General features: G+C 53.7%; 23 protein-coding genes. 15 read left to right on the forward strand and 8 right to left on the reverse strand.

All coding sequences use genetic code 11. The features are described 5' to 3' along the window. Nucleotides 1-287: 287 nt before the first annotated feature. The 9 genes from hycA to hycI all read left to right on the forward strand — a co-directional run bounded on the left by hycA (nucleotide 288) and on the right by hycI (nucleotide 8,099). On the forward strand, nucleotides 288-743 hold the full coding sequence (hycA, locus tag D6029_RS12195; RefSeq protein WP_120065015.1) for a formate hydrogenlyase regulator HycA: 456 nt from the start codon (nucleotides 288-290) through the stop codon (nucleotides 741-743). Between the two features lie 87 nt (nucleotides 744-830). Next, entirely contained in the window at nucleotides 831-1,436 is a 606-nt protein-coding gene (locus D6029_RS12200; protein ID WP_120065016.1) for a 4Fe-4S dicluster domain-containing protein, read from the forward strand. Next, nucleotides 1,433-3,241 carry a formate hydrogenlyase subunit 3 gene (gene hycC, locus D6029_RS12205; RefSeq protein WP_120065017.1) on the forward strand — a complete coding sequence of 603 codons (1,809 nt, stop codon included), beginning with the start codon at nucleotides 1,433-1,435 and terminating at the stop codon, nucleotides 3,239-3,241. The genes D6029_RS12200 and hycC overlap by 4 nt, the downstream gene beginning before the upstream one ends. A 10-nt stretch (nucleotides 3,242-3,251) precedes the next feature. Continuing rightward, on the forward strand, nucleotides 3,252-4,178 hold the full coding sequence (locus tag D6029_RS12210; protein WP_120065018.1) for a respiratory chain complex I subunit 1 family protein: 927 nt from the start codon (nucleotides 3,252-3,254) through the stop codon (nucleotides 4,176-4,178). A 17-nt stretch (nucleotides 4,179-4,195) separates the two neighbouring features. Continuing rightward, complete coding sequence (locus D6029_RS12215) at nucleotides 4,196-5,905, forward strand: hydrogenase large subunit (RefSeq protein ID WP_120065019.1); 1,710 nt, start codon at nucleotides 4,196-4,198, stop codon at nucleotides 5,903-5,905. Nucleotides 5,906-5,916: 11 nt separating this feature from the next. Then, a complete protein-coding gene (locus tag D6029_RS12220) occupies nucleotides 5,917-6,462 on the forward strand; it encodes a formate hydrogenlyase complex iron-sulfur subunit (protein ID WP_120065020.1) in 546 nt (181 codons plus the stop codon). Further along, complete coding sequence (locus tag D6029_RS12225) at nucleotides 6,459-7,223, forward strand: NADH-quinone oxidoreductase subunit B family protein (protein WP_120065021.1); 765 nt, start codon at nucleotides 6,459-6,461, stop codon at nucleotides 7,221-7,223. The genes D6029_RS12220 and D6029_RS12225 overlap by 4 nt, the downstream gene beginning before the upstream one ends. Beyond that, on the forward strand, nucleotides 7,223-7,633 hold the full coding sequence (locus D6029_RS12230; protein WP_120065022.1) for a formate hydrogenlyase maturation HycH family protein: 411 nt from the start codon (nucleotides 7,223-7,225) through the stop codon (nucleotides 7,631-7,633). The genes D6029_RS12225 and D6029_RS12230 overlap by 1 nt, the downstream gene beginning before the upstream one ends. After that, nucleotides 7,626-8,099, forward strand: coding sequence for a hydrogenase maturation peptidase HycI (hycI, locus tag D6029_RS12235; protein ID WP_120065023.1), 474 nt, complete (start codon nucleotides 7,626-7,628; stop codon nucleotides 8,097-8,099). The genes D6029_RS12230 and hycI overlap by 8 nt, the downstream gene beginning before the upstream one ends. An 82-nt stretch (nucleotides 8,100-8,181) precedes the next feature. On the opposite strand, the gene D6029_RS12240 is transcribed toward hycI, so the two are convergent. Both D6029_RS12240 and D6029_RS12245 read right to left on the reverse strand, forming a co-directional pair. Further along, nucleotides 8,182-8,466, reverse strand: a complete 285-nt coding sequence (locus D6029_RS12240; protein ID WP_120065024.1) for a helix-turn-helix domain-containing protein — start codon at nucleotides 8,464-8,466, stop codon at nucleotides 8,182-8,184. Then, nucleotides 8,463-8,777: a type II toxin-antitoxin system RelE/ParE family toxin gene (locus tag D6029_RS12245; RefSeq protein WP_120065025.1), complete on the reverse strand. Its 315-nt coding sequence runs from the start codon at nucleotides 8,775-8,777 to the stop codon at nucleotides 8,463-8,465. The genes D6029_RS12240 and D6029_RS12245 overlap by 4 nt, the downstream gene beginning before the upstream one ends. Nucleotides 8,778-9,035: 258 nt before the next feature. Here D6029_RS12245 and hydN point away from each other — a divergent pair, with 258 nt between their 5' ends. From hydN to D6029_RS12265, 4 genes are all read left to right on the forward strand, one after another. After that, on the forward strand, nucleotides 9,036-9,581 hold the full coding sequence (gene hydN / locus D6029_RS12250) for an electron transport protein HydN (protein WP_120065026.1): 546 nt from the start codon (nucleotides 9,036-9,038) through the stop codon (nucleotides 9,579-9,581). 35 nt (nucleotides 9,582-9,616) lie between these two features. Then, nucleotides 9,617-11,767: a formate dehydrogenase subunit alpha gene (gene fdhF, locus D6029_RS12255; RefSeq protein WP_120065027.1), complete on the forward strand. Its 2,151-nt coding sequence runs from the start codon at nucleotides 9,617-9,619 to the stop codon at nucleotides 11,765-11,767. Between the two features lie 117 nt (nucleotides 11,768-11,884). After that, on the forward strand, nucleotides 11,885-14,104 hold the full coding sequence (hypF, locus tag D6029_RS12260; RefSeq protein WP_120065049.1) for a carbamoyltransferase HypF: 2,220 nt from the start codon (nucleotides 11,885-11,887) through the stop codon (nucleotides 14,102-14,104). A 4-nt stretch (nucleotides 14,105-14,108) separates the two neighbouring features. Then, on the forward strand, nucleotides 14,109-15,131 hold the full coding sequence (locus D6029_RS12265) for a HoxN/HupN/NixA family nickel/cobalt transporter (RefSeq protein ID WP_120065048.1): 1,023 nt from the start codon (nucleotides 14,109-14,111) through the stop codon (nucleotides 15,129-15,131). A 91-nt stretch (nucleotides 15,132-15,222) separates the two neighbouring features. On the opposite strand, the gene avtA is transcribed toward D6029_RS12265, so the two are convergent. Both avtA and D6029_RS12275 read right to left on the reverse strand, forming a co-directional pair. Beyond that, nucleotides 15,223-16,479: a valine--pyruvate transaminase gene (gene avtA, locus D6029_RS12270; RefSeq protein ID WP_120065028.1), complete on the reverse strand. Its 1,257-nt coding sequence runs from the start codon at nucleotides 16,477-16,479 to the stop codon at nucleotides 15,223-15,225. A 347-nt stretch (nucleotides 16,480-16,826) separates the two neighbouring features. After that, a complete protein-coding gene (locus D6029_RS12275) occupies nucleotides 16,827-18,851 on the reverse strand; it encodes an alpha-amylase (protein ID WP_120065029.1) in 2,025 nt (674 codons plus the stop codon). A 315-nt stretch (nucleotides 18,852-19,166) separates the two neighbouring features. Here D6029_RS12275 and D6029_RS12280 point away from each other — a divergent pair, with 315 nt between their 5' ends. Further along, nucleotides 19,167-20,000 carry a protein bax gene (locus D6029_RS12280; protein WP_120065030.1) on the forward strand — a complete coding sequence of 278 codons (834 nt, stop codon included), beginning with the start codon at nucleotides 19,167-19,169 and terminating at the stop codon, nucleotides 19,998-20,000. A 70-nt stretch (nucleotides 20,001-20,070) separates the two neighbouring features. Here D6029_RS12280 and xylR read toward each other — a convergent pair whose 3' ends face one another. The 4 genes from xylR to xylF all read right to left on the reverse strand — a co-directional run bounded on the left by xylR (nucleotide 20,071) and on the right by xylF (nucleotide 25,095). After that, nucleotides 20,071-21,249, reverse strand: a complete 1,179-nt coding sequence (xylR, locus tag D6029_RS12285) for a D-xylose utilization transcriptional activator XylR (RefSeq protein WP_034499487.1) — start codon at nucleotides 21,247-21,249, stop codon at nucleotides 20,071-20,073. 95 nt (nucleotides 21,250-21,344) lie between these two features. Further along, nucleotides 21,345-22,526, reverse strand: a complete 1,182-nt coding sequence (xylH, locus tag D6029_RS12290; RefSeq protein WP_120065031.1) for a xylose ABC transporter permease XylH — start codon at nucleotides 22,524-22,526, stop codon at nucleotides 21,345-21,347. Then, nucleotides 22,504-24,045 carry a xylose ABC transporter ATP-binding protein gene (locus D6029_RS12295; RefSeq protein ID WP_120065032.1) on the reverse strand — a complete coding sequence of 514 codons (1,542 nt, stop codon included), beginning with the start codon at nucleotides 24,043-24,045 and terminating at the stop codon, nucleotides 22,504-22,506. Before D6029_RS12295 ends, xylH begins: the two co-directional genes overlap by 23 nt. Nucleotides 24,046-24,102: 57 nt before the next feature. Beyond that, a complete protein-coding gene (gene xylF / locus D6029_RS12300; protein WP_120065033.1) occupies nucleotides 24,103-25,095 on the reverse strand; it encodes a D-xylose ABC transporter substrate-binding protein in 993 nt (330 codons plus the stop codon). A gap of 378 nt (nucleotides 25,096-25,473) precedes the next feature. On the opposite strand from xylF, the gene xylA reads away from it, so the two are divergent. Continuing rightward, a complete protein-coding gene (gene xylA / locus D6029_RS12305; RefSeq protein WP_120065034.1) occupies nucleotides 25,474-26,796 on the forward strand; it encodes a xylose isomerase in 1,323 nt (440 codons plus the stop codon). Nucleotides 26,797-26,861 lie beyond the last annotated feature (65 nt).

Consider the following 26,861-nt stretch of genomic DNA (forward strand, 5'->3'; position numbering starts at 1 on the left):
CCAGCCCTCACCCCAGCCCTCTCCCCCAGGAGAGGGAGAAAACAGATTAGCCGGGCTATCCCCTCTCCCTCAGGATAGGGGGAAAAGAAAGTCCCCTCTCCCTCAGGGAGAGGGTTAGGGTGAGGGTGGACTCAAAATGTCACCCCCCGTCAAACATGTCGAAATGACATGTCATTCCTGTGGCTATTCGCCACCATTTAATACAAAAACCAATAATTTCAAACAACTACAATATTGGCACGAAACGTGCTCTGTAAACGCATCAGCAAAAACAGAGTGATTTAATAATGAACATTTGGGAATTGAGCGAAAAAGCCGAATACATTGCCGACAAGCATCAGCGCTTGCTCGCGCAGTGGCAGCAATACTGCAATACGTTGATTCAGGGCATCACCCTTTCTAAAGCAAAACTGCATCACGCAGTAGGCTGCAATCCTGATGATTCTCTGCGCTTTTTCTTATTTGACCATTTCGTGATCAACGTTCGACTGGCAGAAGGCTTTAACAGCCATACCATTGAATATTATGTAGAAAAACGTAATGGTGAAGACAGAGTCCTGATTGCAAAAGCCATTCTTGATGACCATGGCCAGGTAGACAACAGCATCAGCAACCGTGACCGTGAAAATGTGCTCGAGCATTACCTCGAAAAAATTCACCCGGTCTACGAAAGCCTGTACAGCGCAGTAAACAGCGATACCCCGGTATCAATGGTTCAACTGCAACAACGTGCTCAGGCCTGATTGCCCTGTTGGGTGTCGAAAACTGTCGAAACGACAAACTTCGGCACAGTTTCGTCATAAATGATGATGTGCTCTAAGGATGACCTGGTGAATCGCTTTATTATCGCCGACTCCAAACTCTGCATGGGTTGCCATACCTGTGAGGCGGCTTGCTCTGAAACGCACCGTCTGCACGGCCTGCAATCTATGCCACGCCTGAAAGTGATGCGTGACGCGAATGAATCCGCGCCGCAAATATGCCATCACTGCGAAGATGCGCCGTGTGCAGGCGTTTGCCCGGCTAACGCCATTACTCGCGTCGATGGCGCGGTGCAGCTTAATGAAAGCCTGTGCGTCAGCTGCAAACTCTGCGCAATCGCCTGCCCATTCGGCTCTATCGAATTTTCCGGCAGCCGCCCGATTCATATCCCGGCGAATGCCAACAGCCCGAAAGCGCCACCTGCACCGCCTGCTCCGGCTCGTGTCAGCTCGCTTATCGACTGGGTGCCTGGCGTTCGCGCTATCGCTGTGAAATGCGACATGTGCTTCTTCGATGAAAGCGGCCCGGCGTGTGTGCGCACCTGCCCAACCAAAGCGCTGCGTGTGGTTGATAACAATGACATTGCTAAATCCAGCAAGCTCAAACGTGAACTGACTTTGGGCGCGACGCTTGGCGATCTCACCCTGTTTACCCAGCCTGAGGTGAAAAAATGAGTGCTTTTATCCTGATTCATTGGGCGCTGATAGGCTTTGTATTAAGCGCCGTTCTGGCGGGTATCACGGCATTTAATAAACCGATTAGCGGCTTTATTGCCGGGATCGGCGGCGCGATAAGCTCAGTGTTGGTGCTGATTGCCGGTTTCCAGGCGCTAACCGGATTCAGCGGTATGGCGCAAATCTGGCACCAGAGTTTGCAGCTCAACGCGTTTAACGGCGTGTGGCTGGTGACGCTGGCGCTGCCAGGCCTGTTTATCTCTCTGTTTAATATCGACTGGCATCGTCATAACGCGATTAAAGCGAACGGCTTGTTGGTGAATCTGGTGATGGCGGCGGCAGTTGCCGCACTGGTGGCGGATAACATCGGCATGTTAGTGGTGCTGGCGGAAATCGTCGCACTCGCTGGCTACTTCCTCACCGGCTGCCAGAAATCCGGGCAACTTTGGTTCGCGCTTGGCCGCCTCGGCACCGTATTGCTGGCGATCGCTTGTTGGATGCTGTGGAAACAATACGGCACGCTGAGCTACGCCGAACTGCATCTGCTGACTAACGGCGCGCCAATTAGCTCTGTCGTCTGGCTGCTCGGCCTGGTCGGTTTTGGTTTGATGGCGGGGATTATTCCGCTGCACGGCTGGGTGCCGCAAGCACACGCCAACGCTTCTGCTCCGGCAGCCGCGCTGTTCTCCGCTGTAGTGTTGAAAATCGGCCTGTTCGGCATCATGAGTTTCTCGCTTATCAGCAACGCAATGCCGTTATGGTGGGGCGTTTTAGTGGTGGTTTTAGGGATGATTACGGCGTTTATCGGCGGCCTTTACGCGCTGATGGAACACAACATCAACCGCCTGCTGGCTTACCACTCGCTGGAAAACATCGGCATTATTCTACTCGGCCTCGGCTGCGGTTTGATTGGCCTGGCGCTAAACGAATCGGCGCTGGTCGCACTCGGCATGATTGGCGGCCTGTATCACCTGTTCAACCATAGCGTGTTCAAAACCACATTGTTCCTCGGCGCGGGCGCGGTCTGGTTCCGTACCGGTCATCGCGACATTGAAAAGCTCGGTGGAATTGGCAAGCGTATGCCGCTGATTTCTATCGCCATGCTGGTCGGTTTGATGGCAATGGCTGCATTGCCGCCGCTGAACGGCTTTGCGGGTGAGTGGCTGATTTACCAGTCGTTCTTCCATCTCGGCACGTTGCCGCTGTTTGTTGCTCGCTTCCTCGGCCCAATGCTGGCGGTTGGACTGGCGATTACCGGCGCACTGGCAGTGATGTGTATGGCGAAGGTTTATGGCGTGACTTTCCTCGGTGCGCCTCGCACGCCGGAAGCTGAAAACGCGACCTCTGCCCCATTCCTGATGAACCTGTCCGTGGCTGCATTGGCGGCCTGTTGTGTGATTGCCGGTGTCGCCGCGCCGTGGCTGATTCCGCTGCTGCAAAACGCGATTCCGCTACCGCTGGAAACCGCCAATACCACCGTTTCACAACCGATGATCACCCTGCTGCTGATTGCCAGCCCGCTGCTGCCATTCATTCTAATGGTGATTTTCCGTGGCGACCGTCTGCCAAACCGCTCACGCGGCACGGCCTGGGTTTGTGGTTACGACCACGAACAGGCGATGGTGATTACAGCGGGTGGTTTTGCTCAGCCAGTAAAAGCGGCGTTTGCGCCACTGCTGAAACTGCGCAAAACCCTGAACCCGGTGAAATGGGTGCCTGGCTGGCAGTGTGATTGCCTGGCGGGGACGTTCCGTCGCCTGGCGATGATTGAACTGGCGGTGTTGCTGGTTGCGGTTTGCGCTTAAGGAACCTGAGATGAATACCATTTTCTTTTCGTTGATTCAGGCGCTGGTGTTGTTTGCCGTCGCGCCGTTGTTGTCCGGTATTACCCGCGTGACTCGCGCCCGCATGCACAACCGCCGTGGGCCTGGCGTGATGCAGGAATATCGTGACCTGTTCAAACTGTTCAGCCGTCAAAGCGTGGCTCCGGCAGCTTCCGGCTGGGTGTTCCGCCTGATGCCGTTTGTGATGGTTGGCGTGATGCTGACGATTGCCACCGCGCTGCCAGTGGTGACGCTGTATTCGCCACTGCCGTCGCTGGGCGATTTGATAACGCTTATCTACCTGTTCGCGATTGCGCGTTTCTTCTTTGCGATTGCAGGCCTCGACACCGGTAGCCCGTTTACCGGCATCGGTGCCAGCCGTGAAGCGATGCTCGGCGTGTTAGTTGAACCGATCCTGATTCTGGGACTGTGGGTTGCGGCGCAAGTCGCGGGCAGCACGCATATCAGCAATATCGCTTCCACCATTTACCACTGGCCTGTCACACACAGCTTAACGCTGATTCTGGCGCTCGCTGCCTGTGCCTTCGCCACCTTTATCGAAATGGGCAAGCTGCCATTTGACCTCGCAGAAGCCGAGCAAGAATTGCAGGAAGGCCCGTTGACCGAATACAGCGGCGCGGGTTTTGCGGTGCTGAAATGGGGGATTTCCCTCAAGCAATTAGTGGTGCTGCAAATGTTCGTCGGCGTGTTCCTGCCATGGGGCCAGATGAGCGAATTTAGCTGGGGCGGCCTGGTGATTGCGCTGGCTCTGGCGGCAGTAAAACTGGTGGCTGGCGTGCTGATTATCGCGCTGTTCGAAAACAGCATGGCGCGTTTACGAATGCTGGAAACCTCGCGCATTACCTGGGCCGGTTTTGGCTTTGCCTTTTTAGCCTTCGTCTCCTTGCTGGCGGCGTGATTTAAGAGAATTTATCTATGTCTGAAGAAAAGATTGGCCAACATTATCTCGCGGCGCTGCATAAGCAATTTCCTCATGCGGTGATCGACGAAGCGTGGCAGACCAAAGACCAAATCACCGTCACCGTGAAGCTCAACATGCTGCCAGAAGTGGTGGAGTGGCTTTACTACCAGCAAGGCGGTTGGTTATCCGTATTGTTCGGTAACGATGAACGCCAGTTGTGCGGCAACTACGCGGTTTACTACGTGCTTTCCATGGAAAGCGGCGTGAAATGCTGGATCACCGTGCGCGTTGAAGTGGACGCTGATAAACCTGAATTCCCGTCTGTGACGCCGCGCGTTCCAGCCGCCGTTTGGGGCGAGCGTGAAGTGCGTGACATGTACGGCCTGCAACCTGTTGGCCTGCCGGATGAACGCCGTTTAGTACTGCCGGATGATTGGCCAGACGACCTGTATCCGCTGCGTAAAGACAGCATGGATTACCGTCAGCGCCCGGCTCCGACCACCGATCAGGAAACTTACCAGTTCATTAACGAGCTGGGCAGCAAGAAGAACAACGTGGTGCCGATTGGCCCGCTGCACGTCACTTCTGACGAACCGGGCCACTTCCGCCTGTTCGTTGACGGCGAGAACATTATCGACGCCGATTACCGCCTGTTCTACGTCCACCGTGGCATGGAAAAACTGGCTGAAACCCGCATGGGTTATAACGAAGTGACGTTCTTGTCTGACCGTGTTTGCGGTATTTGCGGCTTCGCCCACAGCACCGCGTACACCACGTCTGTTGAGAACGCGATGGGTATCGTGGTGCCAGAACGCGCCCAGATGATCCGTGCAATTTTGCTGGAAGTGGAACGCCTCCACAGCCACCTGCTGAACCTCGGCCTGGCTTGCCACTTTGTCGGCTTCGACTCCGGCTTTATGCAGTTCTTCCGCGTGCGTGAGATGTCGATGAAAATGGCGGAAATCCTCACCGGCGCGCGTAAAACTTACGGCCTGAACCTGATTGGTGGGATCCGTCGTGATCTGCTGAAAGACGACATGATCCAGACGCGCCAGCTCGCACAACAGATGCGCCGCGAAGTGAAAGACCTGGTCGATATCCTGATGAGCACGCCAAACATCGAACAGCGTACCGTCGGCATTGGCCGTCTTGACCCGCAAATCGCTCGCGATTTCAGTAACGTCGGCCCAATGGTTCGCGCCAGCGGCCACGCCCGTGACACCCGCGCCGATCACCCGTTTGTGGGTTACGGTTTGCTGCCGATGGAAGTCCACAGCGAAACCGGCTGTGACGTGTTGTCGCGCCTGAAAGTGCGTATCAACGAGGTTTATACCGCGCTGAATATGATTGATTTTGGCCTCGATAACTTGCCTGGCGGCCCGCTGGCGGTTGACGGTTTCACCTATATTCCAAACCGTTTCGCGCTTGGCTTCTCTGAAGCGCCACGCGGCGATGACATTCACTGGTCAATGACCGGCGATAACCAGAAGTTGTACCGCTGGCGCTGCCGTGCGGCGACCTACGCCAACTGGCCGACGCTGCGTTACATGCTGCGTGGCAACACCGTTTCTGACGCGCCACTGATCATCGGCAGCCTCGATCCTTGCTACTCCTGTACCGACCGCATGACGGTGGTGGATGTGCGTAAGCGCAAGACCAAAGTGGTGCCGTACAAAGAGCTTGAGCGCTACAGCATTGAACGCACCAATTCGCCGCTGAAATAAACGGAGTCACCATGTTTAACTTCATCAAAAAAGCCATTAAAGGCGGCGTAGCCACCGAGTCGTACCCGCTACAGCCGATTGCCGTGGACCCTAATTTCCGTGGCAAACCGGAACACAATCCGCAGCAGTGTATCGGCTGTGCGGCGTGCGTGAACGCCTGTCCGTCTAACGCCTTAACCGTGGAAACCGACCTGGTGGCCGGGCAACTGGCGTGGACTTTCAATCTTGGGCGCTGCATTTTCTGCGCGCGCTGTGAAGAAGTCTGCCCAACGGCGGCCATCAAGCTTTCGCAGCAATATGAACTGGCAGTGTGGAACAAGGCAGATTTCCTGCAACAGGCGCGTTTCGACCTGTGCAACTGCCGCCAGTGCGGCAAGCCTTACGCGGTGCAAAAAGAGATTGATTACGCGATTGCGCTGCTTGAGCACAACGGCGACAAATTCGCCGAAGCGCACCGCGCCTCGTTTGAAACCTGCCCGGAATGCAAACGCCAGCAAAGCCTGGTGTCTTCCGACCAAATCGACCTTAGCCGCCAGATAAGAGAGGTGCGCTCATGAGTATGTTACTCGGCCCGCGCGACGATAAAGGCATGCCTGTGCCAATGACGGTGGATGAGTCCATCGCCAGCATGAAAGCGTCGCTGCTGAAAAAAATTAAACGTTCCGCGTATGTTTACCGCGTTGACTGCGGTGGTTGTAACGGCTGCGAAATCGAAATTTTCGCCACCCTTTCGCCACTTTTCGACGCAGAACGCTTCGGGATCAAAGTGGTTCCGTCACCTCGCCATGCGGACATTTTACTGTTTACCGGCGCTGTCACTCGCGCGATGCGTTCCCCCGCGCTGCGTGCCTGGGAATCAGCGCCGGACCCTAAAATTTGCATCTCTTACGGTGCATGTGGCAACAGCGGTGGCATCTTCCACGACCTGTATTGCGTCTGGGGCGGCACCGATAAAATCGTTCCTGTAGACGTTTATATTCCTGGCTGCCCGCCAACGCCTGCGGCAACGCTGTACGGTTTTGCTATGGCGTTAGGTTTGCTGGAGCAGAAAATCCACGCTCGCGAAGCCAGCGAAATGGACGCGCAACCGGCGCAGATTCTGCACCCGGATATGGTTCAGCCATTGCGTGTGCGTATCGACCGCGAAGCACGTCGCCTGGCGGGTTATCGCTATGGTCGCCAGATTGCTGACAATTACATGGAAAACCTCACCGCCGGTAGCGGCAGTGTTGAGCAGTGGCTGGCGCACGAGAACGATCCGCGTCTGACTGAAATCGTCGGTAATCTCGAAGCACTGGTGAAGCAGGAGCGCGTGTAATGAGCGAGTCGGTGGTGTTTTGCCAGCTTAGCCGTAAGTTTGTCGATGAAAATGACAACACACCGAGTGATGCGCAACAGGTGGTTTATTACAGCCTGGCAATCGGCCACCATCTCGGCGTTATCGACTGCCTGAAAGAGAACCTGGTTTGTTCGTTTGAGCCTTACAAAGCGTGGATTGCCACGCTTGAAGAAGGCAGCGAAGCGCGGCGCAAAATGGAAGGTGTGCCGCGTTACGGCGAAATTGTTATCGACCAAAGCCATGTGGTTTTGTTAGCGAAAGCGTTTGATGCCGCCAAACCAACGCAAACCGAACAGCAGCAGGAATGGAGCCAGGAATTGCTCGATATGCTGCAAGCCATTCAACAAGAACCCGCCATTTATTTGATGGTTCGGAGACGCTATGACTAACGTTTTATTGTGTGTCGGCAACAGCATGATGGGTGACGACGGCGCAGGCCCGTTGCTCGCTGAAAAGTGCCAGGCTGCCCCGCAAGGCGACTGGGTGGTTATCGACGGCGGCACCGCACCTGAAAATGACGTGGTGGCGATTCGCGAATTGCGCCCGCAAAGATTGCTGCTGGTCGATGCCACGGATATGGGCCTTGCGCCAGGTGAAATCCGCATCATCGACCCGGACGATATCGCCGAAATGTTTATGATGACCACCCACAACATGCCACTCAATTACCTGATTGATCAGCTGAAAGAGGATGTTGGCGAAGTGATTTTCTTAGGCATTCAGCCGGATATCGTCGGCTTTTATTACCCGATGACCGACGCGATCAAAGCGGCGGTCGAGACGGTGTATCAGCGCCTGGCGAACTGGGAAGGCAAAGGCGGTTTCGCGGATTTGGAAGCGCCAGAGTTCGAGTAGTTTTTGTCGGATGACGCTGCGCTTATCCGACCTACGTGTTTTGTGGGTCGGATAAGCGTTAGAGTCATCCGACAGTGGTAAATCAGACGTAATGAATATCGAGTGAAATCCTTGCGCCACAGGCGGCGGCATAGCGTTCGAGCATTTTGACACTGGCACTCAGGGGGTTTTTCTCAAGACGGCTAATACCCGTCGAATTTGTTCCGAGCTTATTTGCTAGCTCGGTTTGCGTCAGTCCAGCCCGTTCGCGCATTTCATATAAAGCCTGAACCAGCGCCAGTTCCCGATCGGCTTCGTTGTAAGCCTGCACGGACTCATCATCGCTGAGCATTTTCGTTTTCAGTGCATCAAGAGAGACGGGTTTCACTTCATAAACTCCTTCAGCCTTATCCGGGCAATTTCAATGGCGCTTGCCGGGGTTTTGAGTGTCTTTTTAGTAAAGGCATGCAGAATATAAATAGTTTGCCCATAACTAAAAGCATAGACCACCCGAGCAATATCTTTGTCGCCCACGCGCAGCTCAAAAAGCCCACCGCCCAGCACCCGGCTATGAGGCATTCTAAGTTGGTTACCTTCAGATTCCAGCCGCTCAATTAAGCGAAACATACGACCTCGCAATTGCGAAGGTAAAGTAATGAGCTCTTCGGCTGCCGCTTCATGCGTCAATATTGTATACATTCTAACCCCTCCGTCCGCTGAAACATAACAGCAGGGAAAAGTTTCCTGAATTCATTTCGAGATTTGCCTGCAGGGTTTGCGAGCCGCTTTCCAGAAGCCTCTGTCATTTGCCCAAATGACATCGTCATATGTGTCGAAGTCACTGTCATCCCTTCCCCGATCAATGCGCCACGCCTTGAATCACGCTAGGTTCAAAGTTGGCACACTTTATGTATGTCTATCGCCAACTTATAAAAACACTCTATCCAGGAGTTCATGATGAACCGCTTCATCATTGCTGATTCGAGCAAATGTATTGGCTGCCGCACTTGCGAAGTGGCCTGTGTCGTGTCCCACCAGGAAGTGCAGGATTGCGCAACATTAACGCCGCAAACCTTCCTCCCGCGCATTCATGTCATTAAAGGCGTGAATGTTTCTACCGCAACGATGTGCCGTCAGTGCGAAGACGCGCCTTGCGCTAACGTCTGCCCGAATGGCGCGATCAGCCGCGAGCACGGTTTTGTGAATGTGATGCAAGAACGTTGCATCGGCTGCAAAACCTGCGTGGTGGCTTGCCCATACGGCGCGATGGAAGTGGTCGTTCGCCCGGTAGTGCGCAACAGCGGCGCGGGCTTAAACGTGATGGCAGAAAAAGCCGAAGCGAATAAGTGCGACCTTTGCCACACCCGCGCATCCGGCCCGGCGTGTATGGAAGCCTGCCCAACCAACGCGATTATCTGTGTTGATCGCAACAAACTTGAACAAATGAGTGCCGAAAAACGCCGTCGTGCTGCGTTCGACGCCACTTCATCTTTGATTTTCTAATTCCACTAAATTCACTTTTAACAGGTCTGTTACTGATGAAAAAAATTACCAGCGTCTGCCCATACTGTGGCGCAGGCTGCAAACTGAAACTGGTTGTTGAGAAGAACAAAATTATCCGTGCCGAAGCGGCTGATGGCGTGACCAACCAAAATGAACTCTGCCTGAAAGGTTACTACGGCTGGGATTTTCTCAACGACACTAAGCTGCTCACACCGCGTCTGACGCAGCCAATGATTCGTTACGAAAAAGGCGGAAAACTCCAGCCAGTGAGCTGGGAAGAAGCCATTAGCTATACCGCGAAACGCCTGAAAGCGATTAAAGAGCAATATGGCCCACGCTCGATTATGACCACCGGTTCGTCGCGCGGAACGGGTAACGAAACCAACTATGTGATGCAGAAGTTTGCACGTGGCGTGCTGCATACCAACAACGTCGACTGCTGTGCGCGTGTTTGCCACGGGCCGTCGGTTGCCGGTTTGCAGGTGACGCTGGGAAATGGAGCGATGAGTAACTCCATCGGCGATATCGAAAACTCAAAATGCCTGCTGGTGTTTGGCTATAACTGCGCTGATTCGCACCCGATCGTGGCGCGTCGTGTGATTAAAGCGAAAGAAAATGGCGCGAAAATCATTGTTTGCGATCCGCGCCGCATCGAAACCGCACGCATTGCCGATCAGCATTTGCAGCTGAAAAACGGCTGCAATATGGCGCTGGTCAATGCCTTTGGCTACGTGCTGCTCGAAGAACAACTCTACGATCAAGAGTACGTGGCGAAATACACCGAAGGCCTGGACGCTTACCGCGAAGTGGTCAAAGGCTACGCGCCAGAAGACGTCGAGCATTTAACCGGCGTTCCGGCACATCAGGTTCGCCAGGCGATGCGCACCTTTGCCGCCGCCCCTTCTGCCACCATCATGTGGGGCATGGGCGTGACGCAATTCGGCCAGGCGGTTGACGTGGTGAAAGGGCTTTCCAGCCTTGCGCTGCTGACCGGCAACCTGGGCCGTGAAAACGTCGGTGTTGGCCCGGTTCGTGGGCAAAACAACGTGCAGGGCGCTTGCGATATGGGCGTTTTGCCAAACCAGTTCCCTGGGTATCAGGATGTGGTTGATCCGCAAGTTCGTGCCAAATTCGCCAAAGCGTGGGGCATCAACGCCGAGGATATGGACGACAAAGTTGGCGTGCGTATTACCGAAGTGCCGCACATGGCAATTCACGGCGAGATGAAAGCCTACTACATCATGGGCGAAGACCCGTTGCAGACCGAAGCCGATCTCGGCCTGGTGCGCAAAGGTTTTGCCGCCCTCGATTTTGTGGTGGTGCAGGACATTTTCATGACCAAAACCGCCGAAGTCGCCGATGTGATTTTGCCAGCCACTTCATGGGGCGAGCACGGCGGCGTGTTTACCTGTGCAGACCGTGGCTTCCAGCGTTTTGAAAAAGCCATCGAGCCGAAATACAACGTCAAACGTGACTGGGAAATTATCAGCCTGCTCGCCACCGCGATGGGCTACCCAATGCACTACGAAAACAACCAGCAAATCTGGGATGAGCTGCGCGAACTTTGCCCGCTGTTCTACGGCGTCACCTATGAAAAAATGGGCGATATGGGCCATGTGCAGTGGCCGTGCCCGACGCTGGATCATCCTGGTACGCCGTATCTCTACAAAGACAGCAAGTTCGATACGCCAACCGGCAAAGGCCAGTTGTTTGCCGCCGAGTGGCGCGCACCTGCCGAAACGCCGGATGCAGAATATCCGCTGGTGCTATGCACCGTGCGCGAAGTCGGCCACTACTCTTGCCGCTCAATGACCGGCAACTGTGCGGCGCTGCAAACTCTGGCGGATGAGCCTGGCTTTGTGCAGATGAACCCGGCGGATGCTGAAAAGCTCGGTATCAAAGACAAGCAACTGGTGTGGGTGAGTTCGCGTCGCGGCAAAGTGATCAGCCGTGCGGAAGTCAACGAGCGCATTAACCTTGGCTCGGTTTACATGACCTATCAATGGTGGATTGGCGCATGTAATGAACTGACGCAAGACAATCTCGACCCGATTTCCAAAACACCGGAAACCAAATATTGTGCAGTGAATGTCAGCCAGATTGCCGACCAGCAATGGGCGGAAAATTATGCGCAGACAACCTACAGCGATATGAAGGCGCGTTTGCGCCGGGCTGTAGAGGTTTAAGACCACCCTCATCCCAACCTTCTCCCCCAGGAGAAGGAGTTTTTCCCCCTCTCCTGGGGGAGAGGGTCGGGGTGAGGGCAAACGTTTTAAGGAACAATAGTGAATCTTAACGGCGTGATGCTACGCATTCGCGGCAAAGTTCAGGGCGTTGGCTTCCGGCCATACGTCTGGCAACTGGCGCAAAAACTCAAACTCACCGGCGATGTCTGCAATGACGGCGCGGGAGTTTTAGTGCGCCTTGCGTCTTCGCCCGAAACGTTTATCAGCGAGCTTCACGCCCATTGCCCACCGCTTGCGCGTATCGACAGCGTCGAACAAACCGAAATGCTTTGGGAAACACTGCCGCAGGATTTCACCATTCGCCACAGCGCGGCCAGTACAATGGACACCCAAATCGTGCCGGACGCTGCGACCTGCCCGGATTGCCTGCGGGAACTTAACGACCCCAACGACCGCCGCTATCGTTATCCGTTTATCAATTGCACCCACTGCGGCCCGCGCTTCACGATTATTAAGGCGATGCCGTACGACCGCCCAAACACTGTGATGGCGGCGTTCCCGCTGTGCCCGGCGTGTGAAAAAGAGTACCGCGACCCGATGGACAGGCGTTTTCATGCCCAGCCGGTCGCCTGCCCGGAATGCGGGCCGCAAATCGCCTGGCAAAGTGGCGAGCAAAAACTCGAGCGTGAAGCTGCGTTACAAGCCGCCATTTCTGCGTTAAAAGACGGGAAAATCGTCGCCATAAAAGGGCTGGGCGGTTTCCACCTCGCGGTGGATGCGTGCAACGATGCCGCGGTTTCCCGCCTGCGCACCCGTAAACATCGCCCGGCAAAACCGCTGGCGGTGATGCTTCCTGACTCAACGGATTTACCCGCCGAAGTCGCCGCACAACTCAATACGCCAGCGGCACCGATTGTGTTAATAGAGAAGTCCGCATTAAGCGGGTTAAGTGAATTTATCGCCCCGCATTTAAGCGAAGTGGGCGTGATGCTGCCCGCCAACCCGTTACAGCACTTGTTGATGCAGGATTTCGGCGGCCCGCTGGTGATGACTTCCGGGAATTTAAATGGCAAAACGCCTGCCATCACCAATCAGCAAGCCCTTGAAGAACTGGCGGATATCGCCGACGGCTGGCTGCTGCATAACCGCAATATCGTGCAGCGCATGGATGATTCCGTGGTGCGCGCCGAGGGTGAAGTGCTGCGCCGTGCGCGGGGTTTTGTGCCGGATGCACTGCCATTGCCGACAGGTTTTGATGCTTTACCGCCTATTTTCGCCACTGGCTCTGACCTGAAAAACACCTTCTGTTTGCTGCGCGGCAACCAGGCGGTACTCAGCCAGCATTTGGGCGACCTCGCGGAAGAAGGCGTTGAGCAGCAATGGCAAAAAGCGCGTGAATTGATGTTTGATGTCTATAGCTTCACGCCGCAAGTTGTTGCGGTAGATGCGCACCCCGGCTATCACAGCGCCCGCCTGGGGCTTGAAATGGGTTTGCCCGTGCGCAAAGTGTTGCATCACCACGCGCACGCTGCGGCTTGTCTCGCAGAACACGGCTGGCCGTTAAACGGCGGCGATGTGATTGCGCTGACTCTTGATGGCATTGGTTATGGTGAGAACGACCAGCTTTGGGGCGGCGAATGCCTGCGCGTGAATTACCGTGAGTGTGAACATCTTGGCGGCCTGCCTGCCGTGGCGCTGCCCGGTGGCGACCTCGCGGCTCGTCAGCCGTGGCGCAATCTTCTCGCCCATTGCGCAACCTTTGTCCCGAACTGGCAGCAACTGCCTGAAACAGCCGTCGTTCGGGAACAAAACTGGCCGTTGTTGGCGACAGCCATCGAGCGCGGAATCAACGCGCCACTCGCCTCATCTACTGGCCGATTATTCGATGCCGCCGCTGCGGCACTGAACTGCGCGCCGCTACAGCAAAGTTATGAAGGCGAAGCCGCCTGTCGCTTTGAAGCGCTGGCATCACAAAGTGGCAATTGCCCACACCCGGTCACGCTGCCGGTTATCGACGGCAAGCTGGATTTGGCAACCTTCTGGCAGCAATGGCTGAACTGGCATGACTGCGCTACCGCTCGCGCCTGGGCGTTCCATGATGCGCTGGCAAAAGGCTTTGCCGATTTAGCCCGCATCCATGCGCGTGAGCTTTCCATTAACACCATCGTGTTGAGCGGTGGCGTTTTGCATAACCGCCTGATGCGCGAAAGATTTTCGTATCACCTCGCAGATTTCACTCTGCTCTTCCCGACACTGTTACCGGCCGGTGACGGTGCGCTGGCATTGGGTCAGGCACTGGTTGCCGCCGCCCATTTCACCCTTCCTTCACAAGGATAAAATGATGTTATTGCGTGTTCTTCGTGACAATCCACGCGCCGCAGTTTTGCTCGTGGTGTTAGTCGCCGCTAATCTTGCCGCCTGGGCCTGGGCGCTGGTTTCGTTCCACCACAGCACAGCGCTGATGGCCGCGAGTTTGCTGGCCTGGTGCTACGGCCTGCGCCATGCGGTCGATGCCGATCACATTGCGGCGATTGATAACGTGACGCGCAAAATGATGCAGCAGGGAAAACGCCCGTTTGGTATCGGCGCCTGGTTCTCGCTGGGCCATTCCAGCATTGTGGTGCTGGCGTCGGTAGCGATTGCCGCCACGGCGGCGGCTTTCCAGAGTGATATGGACTGGTTCCATGACGTCGGCGGTGTGATTGGCACGGCGGTTTCGGCCTGTTTCTTACTGGCAATGGCGCTGGTGAATCTGGTGATTTTACGCGGCGTGTGGCGCAACTTCCGTCAGCTAAAACGCGGCGAACCGCTGTCTGCCGAAGCAACCGATTTTAACGGCGGCGGCATGATGAGCTGGCTGTTCCGTTCTACGTTCAAGATGATCAACAAAAGCTGGCACATGTATCTGGTGGGCTTTTTGTTCGGCTTAGGTTTTGATACTGCGACAGAAATTGGCGTGTTGGGCATCTCTGCCGCCAGTGCTTCGAGCGGCATGTCGATGTGGTCGATTCTGGTGTTCCCGGCGCTGTTTGCCAGCGGCATGGCGCTGATTGATACGCTCGACAATATGATTATGGTGGGCGCATATGGCTGGGCGTTCAACAAGCCGCAGCGCAAACTCTATTACAACATGACGATTACCGGCACCTCGGTTGTGGTGGCGTTGTTCATCGGCGGCATGGAAGCATTAGGGCTGCTGGCGGATAAATTCGACCTACATAACGGCGTGTGGAAATGGGTGGACGCGCTCAATGAAAACCTCGGCAACGCGGGCTTTATCGTGGTGGGGTTGTTTATTGCCTGCTGGATTGTGTCGATGCTGAACTACCGCTGGAAAGGGTACGATTCACTGGTGGTTCGCTAGGTAATTTTGTCGGATGACGCTGCGCTTATCCGACCTACAACTGCATTCGTTGGGCGGATAAGCGTTAGCGTCATCCGCCCTTTCAATGCAATTAATTACCGCTTTCGGCCCACGCCCGCTCGATCTCTTCGGCAAGAATCTTCACGCCCGCTTCGATTTTCTCCGGCTCCGGCACGTAGTTCATGCGCATGCACTGATGCGTGTGCGGCCACGGTTTATCAAGGCCCGGGAAGAAGTAATCCCCTGGCACCATCAACACGCCGCGCTTTTTCAGGCGCTGATAAAGCAGCTCGGTGGAAATCGGCAAATCTTTAAACCACAACCAAAGGAAAATCGCCCCTTCTGGTTTGTGGATCAGGCAGCGTTCTGGCGACAAATAGCGGCGAATGGTCGCGATTGTGTCCTGAACACGCTGGTAATAAAACGGTTTAATCACGGTTTCGGACAAGCGCAGCAAATCGTTACGCTTGATCATCTCGCACGCCATCGCCGGGCCAACACCGCCTGGGGCGAGGCTGATAATGCCGTTCATGTTGCTGATTGCAGAGATGATTTTTTCATTGGCGATGATGATGCCGCAGCGGCTGCCCGGCAGGCCGAGTTTCGACAGGCTCATGCACAGGATGATGTTCGGGTTCCACAGCGGGCGCGCTTCGCTGAATATAATGCCGGGGAACGGCACGCCATAGGCGTTATCGATAACCAACGGAATGCCGTGCTGGTTTGCCAGCGCATCGAGCTTAATCAGCTCTTCGTCGGTGATGACGTTGCCCGTCGGGTTGGTCGGGCGCGACACGCAAATCATGCCGGTGTCCGGGCCGATATGCAGGTGTTCGAAATCGACGTGGTATTTAAACTGGCCTTCCGGCAGCAGTTCGATATTCGGGCGCGTTGAGACAAAAAGGTCTTCTTCAAGGCCGGAATCGGCATAACCGATGTATTCCGGAGCCAGCGGGAACAACACCTTTTTGGTGCTGCCATCGGCGTAACGCCCGGCGAACAGGTTAAACAAGTAGAAAAACGCGCTCTGACTGCCGTTTGTCAGTGCAATATTCTGCGGGCTAATATCCCAACCTAATTCTGTGCGCAGCATCTGCGCCAGCGCGTCGAGTAGCTCACTTTTCCCCTGCGGGCCGTCGTAATTGCACAATGCGTCGGTCATTTTCCCGCTCGCCAGCATGTCTGTCAGCAATGCCTGGAAGTAGTCGTTCATCGCAGGAATTTGCGCCGGATTACCGCCACCGAGCATGATCGCTCCAGGTGTGCGCAGGCCGTCGTTGAGATCCTCCATCAGGCGCGTGATGCCTGCATGGCGGGTGAATTTGTCGCCGAAAAGTGAAAACGTCATAACGTAGATCTGTCTTTGACCATCAAAAAGAGGCTAACCATAGCGCCGGAGAAGACGCGGTGCAAACGCATTAAGGATAGCCTCTGATGGGCAATGTGCTGCTGATTTTTGATTTGTCAGCATAAACCACCCTCACCCCAACCCTCTCCCTGAGGGAGAGGGGGAAAGGGCCAATAATCCCCTCTCATGGGGGAGAGGGGGAAAGGGCCAACAATTCCCTCTCCTGAGGGAGAGGGGGAAAGGGCCAACAATTCCCTCTCCTGAGGGAGAGGGGGAAAGGGCTAACAATTCCCTCTCCTGAGGGAGAGGGGGAAAGGGCCAACAATTCCCTCTCCTGGGGGAGAGGGCTAGGGTGAGGGCATCCCCGCCCAAACCACCATCACTTTGTCATCGCCTGCGGCGCGGCTAAAACCGTACCCCTGCTTCATACTTAGCGTGTTTTGCTCTCCCGCCCCAATCGCCGGATGGCGGGCGCGGAACTGGCTGATTTTCTGCCAGTGCGTAAGAGTTGCAACGTTTTGACCCCAGTTCATATCAGAACGCGTGCCCTGAAGCGGGTCGGAACCGGTCGCGCCAAACGGGCGTTCGGTTTCATCACCGTAGAAAATCTGCACCGCTCCCGGTGCCAGCAACAGCAATTCTGCCGCGCGTTGGCCACCTTCGCGGAACAGGCGAGTATCGTGCGATGAAAGGTAGCTAAGAACGTTGAAATCCTGCAATTTTGACGACATTTGCTGCCATGTCAGATCCATATCCGCCAGGCAGTTCACCGCTTTTGCTGCCTGTTCCTGATAATCGAAGTTGATCATCGCGTCGAAGCCGCTGGTGTAGTAATCGCTTTTCATCACGCCATGGCCCCAGGATTCGCCGGTCATCCAGAATGGCGTATCATCCAGCTTCTTGTCCGGATTGACCTTTTTCCATTCGGCGAGAGCGGCAACAGACTGCTCTTTAAGCTGCTGCCAGCCTGCTTTTTCAACGTGTTTTGCGGTGTCTACCCGGAAACCGTCGATGCCATAATCGCGCACCCATTGGCTCAGCCAGTGGGTCAGATAATCACGCACGGTGCCGCCCGCAATCTCTTTGGCGTGGGTATCAGGCTTGTGACGATAAAATATCGGCAGACCCGCAGGCTGCGTGGATTCGGTTTTCAAGTCCGGCAAGAACGCCAGCGACATGGTTAAGTCATCAAAACCGGGCGTGTCGTAATCGCCGATATCGGTGCGGATCCAGTTTTTCCCCCACCAGTTTTGCCAGGCGGTTTTGTCACCAAAATTGATGTAATCATTGAAAGAGTGCCAGCTCTGACCAGGGCCAGGTTTCCAGTCCGTCCAGTGTTTGCCGAGGGTTTTAGTGAGTTCATCACCTTTCAAATACAGCGCACCAAACTGATATTCCTGCATATCGGCAAGCGTGGCGTAGCCAGTGTGGTTCATCACCACGTCGAACAAAATGCGAATGCCGCGTTTGTGGGCCTCATCGACCAACGTGCGCAGCTCATCTTCGGTGCCCATGTTGGCGTCGAGTTTTGTCCAGTCCATGGTGTAGTAGCCGTGGTAGGCGTAATGCGGAAAGTCCCCTTTCGTGCCGCCGCCGACCCAGCCGTGGATTTGTTCGAGCGGCGAGCTAATCCATAACGCGTTCACGCCCAGTTGCTGTAGATAATCGAGTTTTTGCGTTAACCCCGCCAGGTCGCCGCCGTGGAACGTGCCGATTTCTTGCATACCGTCTTTGTGGCGACCGTAGCTGTTGTCATTGCTGGGATTACCGTTTTCAAAACGGTCGGTCAGCACGAAATAGACGGTGGCGTTGTGCCAGCTAAAAGGCGCGGCCTGTTTGGTGGCTGTGGATTCCAGAAGCAATAGACCGTTGCTGTTCGCGGCAGGCATTAGGGTAATCTGGCCTTGTTTGACCGTCGCCGTCTGGCCGCTGTAGAAATCGCGCACTTCGCTGCCTTCCGGGAAGGTTTTACTGACATCCATGGTAAGCGGTTTGCCGTCCCATTTTGGGCACTGGCGAGTGACATCAACCGGCGCCGCCTGCGCCTCACTCATCACACTCAAACTGAGCGTTGGCGTTCCACTGCGCGTGTCAATTTGCACCCGATACTCGCCATCGCGGAACAGACGCCAGACCGGAGCCTCGCCCTCACAGGGTTTTAGCGAAAGTGCCTGATTCAGCTTGATGGTTTCTGCGGGCTGCCAGCAGGCCTGGTCGAGTTTAAGACTGAGCGGCAATGTGCCTTTGGCAAGTTTCCCCTCGCTGACGAATAAGCCAGGATTTTGCTCTTTAAATGCAGGCAAACCGGGTGCCGTCCACGCGGCCTGGACAAGGCCGGGAAACAGAAGAAATAACAGAGGTAATGTTTTCATAGGTTTAAGCCTGTGATTATCTTTTACCCAGTGTGGCACTCTTTTAATTAACTGAATTCATCCCCAAATTGGATAATCGGGGATGAGTTAAAAGGGTGAGTGATCGCGTTATCAATTTGTGCCGAATATGCGATAACCATCGCATATCACAATACTTTTTAACGTCATAAGAAGATCGTACGTGACATCGTTTCAGAATCGGATTATTTCTTTTGGTGCTCTGAAGGTCTATTTTTGTTAGTATCCGCGTTTACTTTATTCGAAACCTTTAGCAAATAAGGCACAGAAAACGCAACGATCCGACCAGGAGATCTAATGATATCAACCCCAATCCGACGATTTGGGGCTGCGATACTTATGTTACTGACCTTCAGTTTTTCAACTGGGGTATTAGCAAGTAAACATGAGCCAAAATCGCATAAAGCCCAATTAGTTAAGACTAAAAGCACAGCGACACCAAGTAAGAAACTGGCAAGTAGTAAAAAAGAGTATTCTCGCAATAGTGAAATTGCATCGCTCCCTGATTTGCGAAAATACCCTTCCGGAACACCCAGGAAAAAAGCGTTTCTCCGGACGGTCATGCCATACATTACAAGTCAAAATGCAGCGATCCGATCTGACCGTAACTGGCTGGTTTCTAAGCAGTATGAGAGAAACTTTTCACCGTCAGAGCGTACACGCATGAAAGATATTACCCAGCGCTATAAAATTGCGTGGAATGGTAATACTAAGCGTGTGCCGTGGAATCAGCTGATGGAAAAAGTCGACATCATTCCTACCAATATGGTGGCAACGATGGCCGCAGCCGAGAGTGGCTGGGGTACTTCTAAGCTCGCACGTAGTAATAACAACTTGTTTGGTATGAAGTGCAGCAAGCGCCATTGCAACAGCGAACCTGGCAAAGTAAAAGGCTATTTGCATTACGATTCAGTTAAAGAAGGCGTTAACGCTTACGTAACAAATCTGAATACGCATCCGGCCTATAAATCGTTCCGTACATCACGCGCTCAATTGCGTAAAGCGGATCAAGAAGTTACGGCCAGCAATATGATTCATAAGCTGAAAGGGTATTCCACACGCGGTAGCAGCTATAACAACTACCTATTTGCGATGTACCAATCCAATCAGCGTTTTATGGCACCGAACTAAATAACTAAAATAGATTGTTAATAATAAGTAATAATTTCACGCCTTCCTCTGGAAGGCGTTTTTTTTTTGCTTAAACCAATATTTCACTGTGCCGCTCACGATGTTCCTTCGGCGTGGCGTCATATTCTTTTTTGAATACTGAATAGAAATATTGCAAAGAGGGGTAACCACACATTTGCGATATTTCGTTGATAGACAACGACGTAGAAACTAACAAACTTCGCGCTTTCTCGAGTTTCTCCGCATGAATCATGGCGTGAATGGTTTCGCCCACTTCCTCTTTAAAACGCTTCTCCAGATTCGAGCGCGAAATCCCTACGGAATCGAGCACCTGCTCCACTTTGATGCCTTTGCAGGCGTGGTTGCGGATGTAGTGCATTGCCTGGATGACGGCTGGATCATGCAAAGAACGGTAATCCGTAGAGCGGCGTTCAACCACTCGTACCGGCGGCACTAAAACGCGCTGTAACGCGAGCGGCTCGTTGTCCATCAAGCGATGCAGCAATTTTGCCGCCTGATACCCCATCTGCCTTGTGCCTTGCGCCACTGACGAAAGAGCCACGCGCGACAGATATCGCGTCAGTTCCTCGTTATCAATGCCAATCACACAGAGCTTTTCCGGCACCGGAATATGCAAATGTTCGCAAACCTGTAGCAAATGCCGCGCTCGTGCATCCGTGACGGCGATAATCCCGGTTTGTGGCGGCAGCGTTTGCACCCAATCCGCCAGGCGATTTTGCGCGTGTTGCCAGTTTTCGGGTGCCGTTTCGATGCCCTGATACACCACGCCACGGTATTTTTCTTTTGCCACCAGTTGGTTAAACGCATATTCGCGCTCCATCGCCCAGCGCTTACCGCTGGAGTTTGGCAAACCGTAGAAAGCAAAACGCTGTACGCCCTTTTCTTTAAGGTGCAAAAAGGCACTTTCCACCAGTGCGTGATTGTCGGTGGCGATGTAATGCACCGGCGGATAGTGCTCCGGCAAGTGATAAGAGCCGCCGACGCCGACAATCGGGACGTCTGCCCCATCTAACAGGCGCTGGATTTCCGTATCGTCAAAATCGGCAATCACACCATCACCGAGCCACTCCTTGATGTTGTCGATGCGAGCACGAAAATCTTCTTCAATAAAAATGTCCCACTCGGATTGAGACGCCTGCAAATATTCGCCTACCCCTTCCACCACCTGGCGGTCGTAGGCCTTATTGGCATTGAATAACAACGTAATGCGATGACGTTTCTCAAACATGCTTTTGTTTCCTGATAACAAGACCCTATGTGCAATAGCATAACCGCAACAATGCCGGGCAACCTTCCCCCGGCATTGTGATCATTTACACATTCTTATGCTCTGCGTTTGGTTGCCGAGTCCATCCACACGGCCAGCAGTAAAATCGCGCCTTTGACGATGTACTGCCAGAATGTAGGAACATCCATCATGCTCATGCCGTTATCCAGTGAGGCCATGATAAATGCGCCCATCACCGCCCCGGCAACGCTCCCAATGCCGCCCGCAAGACTCGTCCCGCCAATCACGCACGCCGCGATAGCATCAAGCTCAGCGATGTTCCCGGCGGAAGGTGAACCCGCCCCCAGGCGCGAGCTGAGAATCAGACCGGCAATGGCGACCATTAAGCCATTGATGGCGAAAACGGCGAGTTTGGTGCGCTCAACATTAATACCAGAAAGTCGTGCCGCTTCGATATTGCCGCCAATCGCATAAATGCGCCGCCCGAAAGCGGTGCGGGTCGCCATAAACATGCCGGCCAGCAACAACAGTGTGAGGATCAGCACGGGCGTTGGCACGCCGCGATAATCATTGAGCAGCCAGATAGCCCCTAACACGATCACCGCTGTGATAGCCTGCCGCCCAACGATGCCGGTGGATGCAGGGGTTGCTAAACCTAACGCTTCACGCCGAGTGCGCATCCGCCACTGCCACGCCACAAAAATGACCAGCCCTAATGTTCCGATACCAAAGCCAATACCATCCGGCAGGTAGCTTTGCCCAATTTGTGACATCGCCGCGCTGGTTGGCGAAACCGTGGTGCCGTTAGTAATGCCAATCAGCACGCCGCGAAACGCCAGCATTCCCGCCAGCGTGACGATAAACGACGGCACTTTACGATAGGCCACCCACCAACCGTTCCACGCCCCCAGAACCAGCCCGAGCACCAGCGTAACGGCGATCGTCAGCGGTAAAGGCCAACCCAGCCAGACGTCAAAAATAGCGGCAACACCGCCGAGTAACCCCATCATCGACCCCACAGAAAGGTCGATTTCTGCCGAGATAATCACAAACACCATACCAACCGCCAGAATCCCGGTAATGGCGGTTTGCCGCAGCAGGTTCGAGACGTTTCTGGCGCTGAGATAAGCGCCGTCAGTGGTCCAGGTGAAAAACAGCATAATCACGACAATCGCCGCAATCATGACAAAAACCTGGAGATTCAGCGCCCGTAAACCCGCAAAAGGCGAAGCCGTGGGTGCCGTAAGTTTCATTTCAGACGGGTTGCTTTTCGACATGTTTTTCACTCCTCAGTGCGGCTTCCATGACCTGCTCCTGGGTCAGGTTGTGGTTTATCAGGTCAGCTTTGATTCGCCCCTCGTGCATTACCAGCACGCGGTCGCTCAGACCGAGCACTTCTGGCAATTCCGAGGAGATCACAATGACCGCAATCCCTTGCTGAACCAGTTGATTGATCAGTTTGTAGATTTCATATTTCGCGCCGATATCTATGCCGCGCGTCGGTTCATCAAGGATCAGGATGCGTGGATTGAGCAGCAGACATCGCGCCAGAATCGCTTTTTGCTGATTGCCGCCGCTGAGTCGGCCAATTGCCAGTTCAGGCGATGAGGTTTTTACCTTTAACCGGGCAATGGATTGCAGGACGCAATTTTGTTCTGCGGCGTCATCAAGGTGCGAGAGCGCACCGGAAAACTGGCTAAGTGCTGCCAGCGTGATGTTTTGCCCGACCCCCATCACCGGCACGATGCCGTCTTTTTTTCGATCTTCGGGCACCATCGCAATTCCGTGTGCAATGGCCTGCTGGCAGTTGCCAATCGTCACCGGTTGGCTATCAATAAAAATACGTCCTTCAGATTTACCCGGCCAGACGCCAAATAAACACTGCACCGCTTCGGTTCTTCCGGCACCGACCAGCCCGGCAATGCCCAGAATCTCGCCCTTGTGTAACGAAAACGAAATGTCGTTTACCCGTTTAATCTGGCGGTTGACCGGATGCCAGGCGGTGAGATGCTCGACACGCAGAATTTCATCGCCGGTCTGGTGCGGTTCGTTGGGGTACAACGCCGTCAGTTCACGCCCCACCATCATGGTGATGATGTCCTCTTCGCGCATCGCAGTGGCATCACGCGTGCCGATGGGCTGCCCATCGCGGATGACGCAGATGGTGTCGGAAATGGCTTTCACTTCATTGAGTTTGTGAGAGATATAAATGCAGGCAATGCCATGCGCTTGCAGGTCACGAATGATTCTGAGCAACACGGCGGTTTCTTGTTCGGTGAGCGAAGCCGTGGGTTCGTCGAGGATCAGCAATCGCACCTGTTTATTCAGCGCTTTGGCGATTTCGACCAGTTGCTGTTGGCCCAACCCCAGCGAACCGACGCGAGTATCCGGGGAAATATTCAGGCTCACCTGCGCCAGCAGTTTCTGGCAGCGCAGCGTCATGGTGTCGTAATCCAGCACGCCATATTGTGAAAGCTCAGCACCGAGGAAAATGTTCTCCAGCACCGTCAGATGCTTAACCAGCGCCAGCTCCTGGTGAATAATCGCAATCCCTTTGCGTTCGGTATCGCGAATATGGCTCGCCTGGAGTTTTTCACCGGCAAACCAGATTTCTCCTTCGTAACTGCCAAACGGGTAAATGCCGCACAGCACTTTCATCAGCGTTGATTTGCCCGAGCCGTTTTCGCCACACAGCGACATCACTTCACCCGCCTCAACGGAAAGGCTGACGTTATCGACGGCCTTCACCACACCAAAGGCTTTGGTGATGTTTTTCATTTCCAGTAAACAAGGCATAGCCCCTCCTTTACCTGTTTTAAGGGTATCGCCCGCGGCAAGCGCGGGCGCAGTGGGTTATAGCTCGCTCTTTTTGTGGAAACCGTCTGCCACAACGGTGCTATCGATGTTGGCTTTATCGACTTCGATTGGCGTCAGCAGGCGCGACGGAACGTCTTTAACGCCATTATTCAACTTAGCGTCAGAGGCAGGTTGTTTGCCTTCTCCGAGTTCAACGGCAATTTCCGCCGCCGTGTTTGCAAGCTGGGTGATTGGCTTATACACCGTCATAGTTTGCGTACCCGCAATAATGCGTTTTACGCCCGCCAGATCCGCATCCTGCCCGGAAATAGCGACTTTGCCCGCCAGGCCTTGCGCGCTCAGAGCCTGAATAGCGCCGCCCGCAGTTGCATCATTTGAAGCGACGACGGCATCAATTTTGTTGTTATTGGCGGTTAACGCATTTTCCATAATTTTCAATGCGTTTTCTGGCAGCCAGCCGTCAGCCCATTGATCGCCGACAACTTTTATTTTCCCGCTATCAATATACGGTTTTAATACTTTCATCTGCCCGGCACGGAACAGCTTGGCATTATTATCAACCGGGGAGCCGCCCATTAAGAAATAATTACCAGAAGGCACTTTATTAACAATGCTTTGCGCCTGAAGCTCACCGACCTTTTCATTATCAAATGAGATGTAATAATCAATGTCGGCATTATTAATCATGCGATCATAAGCTAATACTTTAATCCCTTCTCTTTTCGCTTCGGCAATCACATTACTTAATACCTGGCCGTTGTAAGGAATAATGACTAGCACATCGACGCCACGGTTAATCATGTTTTCAATTTGCGACATCTGGGTTTCTTCGTTGCCATTCGCAGACTGCACAAAGACTTTTGCTCCCAGCGACTCGGCTTTAGCAACAAAGATGTCGCGGTCTTTCTGCCAGCGCTCAAGGCGCAAGTCATCTATCGCCATACCAATTTTAACTTCTTTCGCGATACCGCTGACGCTTGTGAGAACGAGTGAGGCACACAACGTTAGTAAGAGGTTCTTAATCTTCATATTATTATTACCTGTAGGGGTGGTGATTAATCGGATTAAAAATTATTAACATCTGTCGACCGGAAAGGATTGTTGTCTGTGAATTGAATTCCAGCAATTACAGATTTTCCTCTTCTGATTACGTTTTTTTGTTTAATTGTTAATTTATGATGGCGATCTGCTTTTAAATTAACAGACTCATTTGTTGCTTTATTTATTGGAATAACGCTCGAAAGATTCAATCGCATTAATTTCACTGTTTTTTGCGAGACAGCGCACATTTGAGCATTCTCTTAATCGCAGTGTGAAATAACGTAATTGAGCAACGTCTTAGGAAAATAGAGGATGGTGACAGAATCGCTTACTCGCCGCCCCCTGATTAAGATTACGGAGTCAATTATGCCCGCTTATTTCGACCAACTTGACCGTGTACGTTTTGAAGGCCCTAAATCCACCAATCCTCTGGCATTTCGCCATTACAATCCTGATGAAATCGTGTTGGGAAAACGCATGGAAGAACACCTGCGTTTCGCTGCGTGCTACTGGCATAACTTCTGCTGGAATGGGGCGGATATGTTTGGCGTTGGTTCATTTGAACGCCCGTGGCAGCAAGCGGGCGATGCCATTGCGCTGGCAAAAAACAAAGCCGATGTCGCGTTCGAATTCTTCCATAAACTGAACGTGCCGTATTACTGCTTCCATGATGTCGATGTGTCGCCAGAAGGCGCCTCGCTGAAAGAGTATCTGAATAACTTCGCGCAAATGACTGAAGTGCTGGCGCAAAAACAGCAAGAAACCGGCGTGAAATTGCTGTGGGGTACGGCAAACTGCTTTACCAATCCACGTTACGGCGCAGGTGCTGCCACCAATCCCGATCCGGAAGTGTTCTCCTGGGCAGCGACTCAAGTCGCCACCGCGATGAACGCCACGCATAAATTAGGCGGCGAAAACTATGTGCTGTGGGGCGGTCGTGAAGGTTACGAATCCCTGCTCAACACCGATCTGCGCCAGGAACGGGAGCAAATTGGCCGCTTTATGAATATGGTGGTTGAGCACAAACACAAAATTGGTTTCCGTGGCACGCTGCTTATCGAGCCAAAACCGCAAGAGCCAACCAAACACCAGTATGATTATGATGTTGCGACGGTTTATGGCTTCCTGAAGCAGTTCGGCCTGGAAAAAGAGATCAAGGTAAACATTGAAGCCAACCACGCCACACTGGCCGGTCACTCCTTCCATCATGAAATTGCCAGCGCAATTGCACTGGGCATCTTCGGATCTGTTGACGCCAACCGTGGCGACCCGCAGTTGGGCTGGGATACCGACCAGTTCCCGAACAGCGTGGAAGAAAACTCGCTGGTAATGTACGAAATTCTGAAAGCGGGTGGCTTCACTACCGGCGGCCTGAACTTTGACGCCAAAGTGCGTCGCCAGAGCACGGATAAGTACGATCTGTTCTATGGTCATATTGGTGCGATGGATGTGATGGCGCTGTCGCTGAAAATTGCCGCACGTATGATTGAAGATGGTGAGCTGGATAAACGCGTCGCCAAACGTTATAGCGGTTGGAATGGTGAAGTTGGCCAGCAAATTCTGAAAGGGCAAATGTCGCTGGCGCAAGTTGCGCAGTACGCTGAGCAACATAACCTGGCACCACAGCATCAAAGTGGGCATCAGGAATTGCTGGAAAACCTGGTGAATCATTATCTGTTTGATAGATAAGTTTAATTCGTAACCCATGTGGTGGATGACGCTTCGCTCATCCACCCTACGAAATACTTTCAAGG

It is taken from the genome of Buttiauxella izardii, assembly GCF_003601925.1.
Taxonomy (GTDB): Bacteria; Pseudomonadota; Gammaproteobacteria; order Enterobacterales; family Enterobacteriaceae; genus Buttiauxella; species Buttiauxella izardii.

Excerpts from the sequence above, each read along its gene's own strand:
- hypF (WP_120065049.1), top strand. The coding sequence starts at position 11,885 with ATGCTACGCATTCGCGGCAAAGTTCAGGGCGTTGGCTTCCGGCCATAC.
- D6029_RS12295 (WP_120065032.1), bottom strand. The coding sequence starts at position 24,045 with ATGCCTTGTTTACTGGAAATGAAAAACATCACCAAAGCCTTTGGTGTG.
- D6029_RS12210 (WP_120065018.1), top strand. The coding sequence starts at position 3,252 with ATGAATACCATTTTCTTTTCGTTGATTCAGGCGCTGGTGTTGTTTGCC.
- xylH (WP_120065031.1), bottom strand. The coding sequence starts at position 22,526 with ATGTCGAAAAGCAACCCGTCTGAAATGAAACTTACGGCACCCACGGCT.
- hycI (WP_120065023.1), top strand. The coding sequence starts at position 7,626 with ATGACTAACGTTTTATTGTGTGTCGGCAACAGCATGATGGGTGACGAC.
- xylA (WP_120065034.1), top strand. The coding sequence starts at position 25,474 with ATGCCCGCTTATTTCGACCAACTTGACCGTGTACGTTTTGAAGGCCCT.
- fdhF (WP_120065027.1), top strand. The coding sequence starts at position 9,617 with ATGAAAAAAATTACCAGCGTCTGCCCATACTGTGGCGCAGGCTGCAAA.
- D6029_RS12275 (WP_120065029.1), bottom strand. The coding sequence starts at position 18,851 with ATGAAAACATTACCTCTGTTATTTCTTCTGTTTCCCGGCCTTGTCCAG.
- xylR (WP_034499487.1), bottom strand. The coding sequence starts at position 21,249 with ATGTTTGAGAAACGTCATCGCATTACGTTGTTATTCAATGCCAATAAG.
- hycA (WP_120065015.1), top strand. The coding sequence starts at position 288 with ATGAACATTTGGGAATTGAGCGAAAAAGCCGAATACATTGCCGACAAG.
- xylF (WP_120065033.1), bottom strand. The coding sequence starts at position 25,095 with ATGAAGATTAAGAACCTCTTACTAACGTTGTGTGCCTCACTCGTTCTC.
- avtA (WP_120065028.1), bottom strand. The coding sequence starts at position 16,479 with ATGACGTTTTCACTTTTCGGCGACAAATTCACCCGCCATGCAGGCATC.
- D6029_RS12230 (WP_120065022.1), top strand. The coding sequence starts at position 7,223 with ATGAGCGAGTCGGTGGTGTTTTGCCAGCTTAGCCGTAAGTTTGTCGAT.
- D6029_RS12245 (WP_120065025.1), bottom strand. The coding sequence starts at position 8,777 with ATGTATACAATATTGACGCATGAAGCGGCAGCCGAAGAGCTCATTACT.
- hycC (WP_120065017.1), top strand. The coding sequence starts at position 1,433 with ATGAGTGCTTTTATCCTGATTCATTGGGCGCTGATAGGCTTTGTATTA.
- hydN (WP_120065026.1), top strand. The coding sequence starts at position 9,036 with ATGAACCGCTTCATCATTGCTGATTCGAGCAAATGTATTGGCTGCCGC.
- D6029_RS12280 (WP_120065030.1), top strand. The coding sequence starts at position 19,167 with ATGATATCAACCCCAATCCGACGATTTGGGGCTGCGATACTTATGTTA.
- D6029_RS12225 (WP_120065021.1), top strand. The coding sequence starts at position 6,459 with ATGAGTATGTTACTCGGCCCGCGCGACGATAAAGGCATGCCTGTGCCA.
- D6029_RS12265 (WP_120065048.1), top strand. The coding sequence starts at position 14,109 with ATGTTATTGCGTGTTCTTCGTGACAATCCACGCGCCGCAGTTTTGCTC.
- D6029_RS12215 (WP_120065019.1), top strand. The coding sequence starts at position 4,196 with ATGTCTGAAGAAAAGATTGGCCAACATTATCTCGCGGCGCTGCATAAG.
- D6029_RS12220 (WP_120065020.1), top strand. The coding sequence starts at position 5,917 with ATGTTTAACTTCATCAAAAAAGCCATTAAAGGCGGCGTAGCCACCGAG.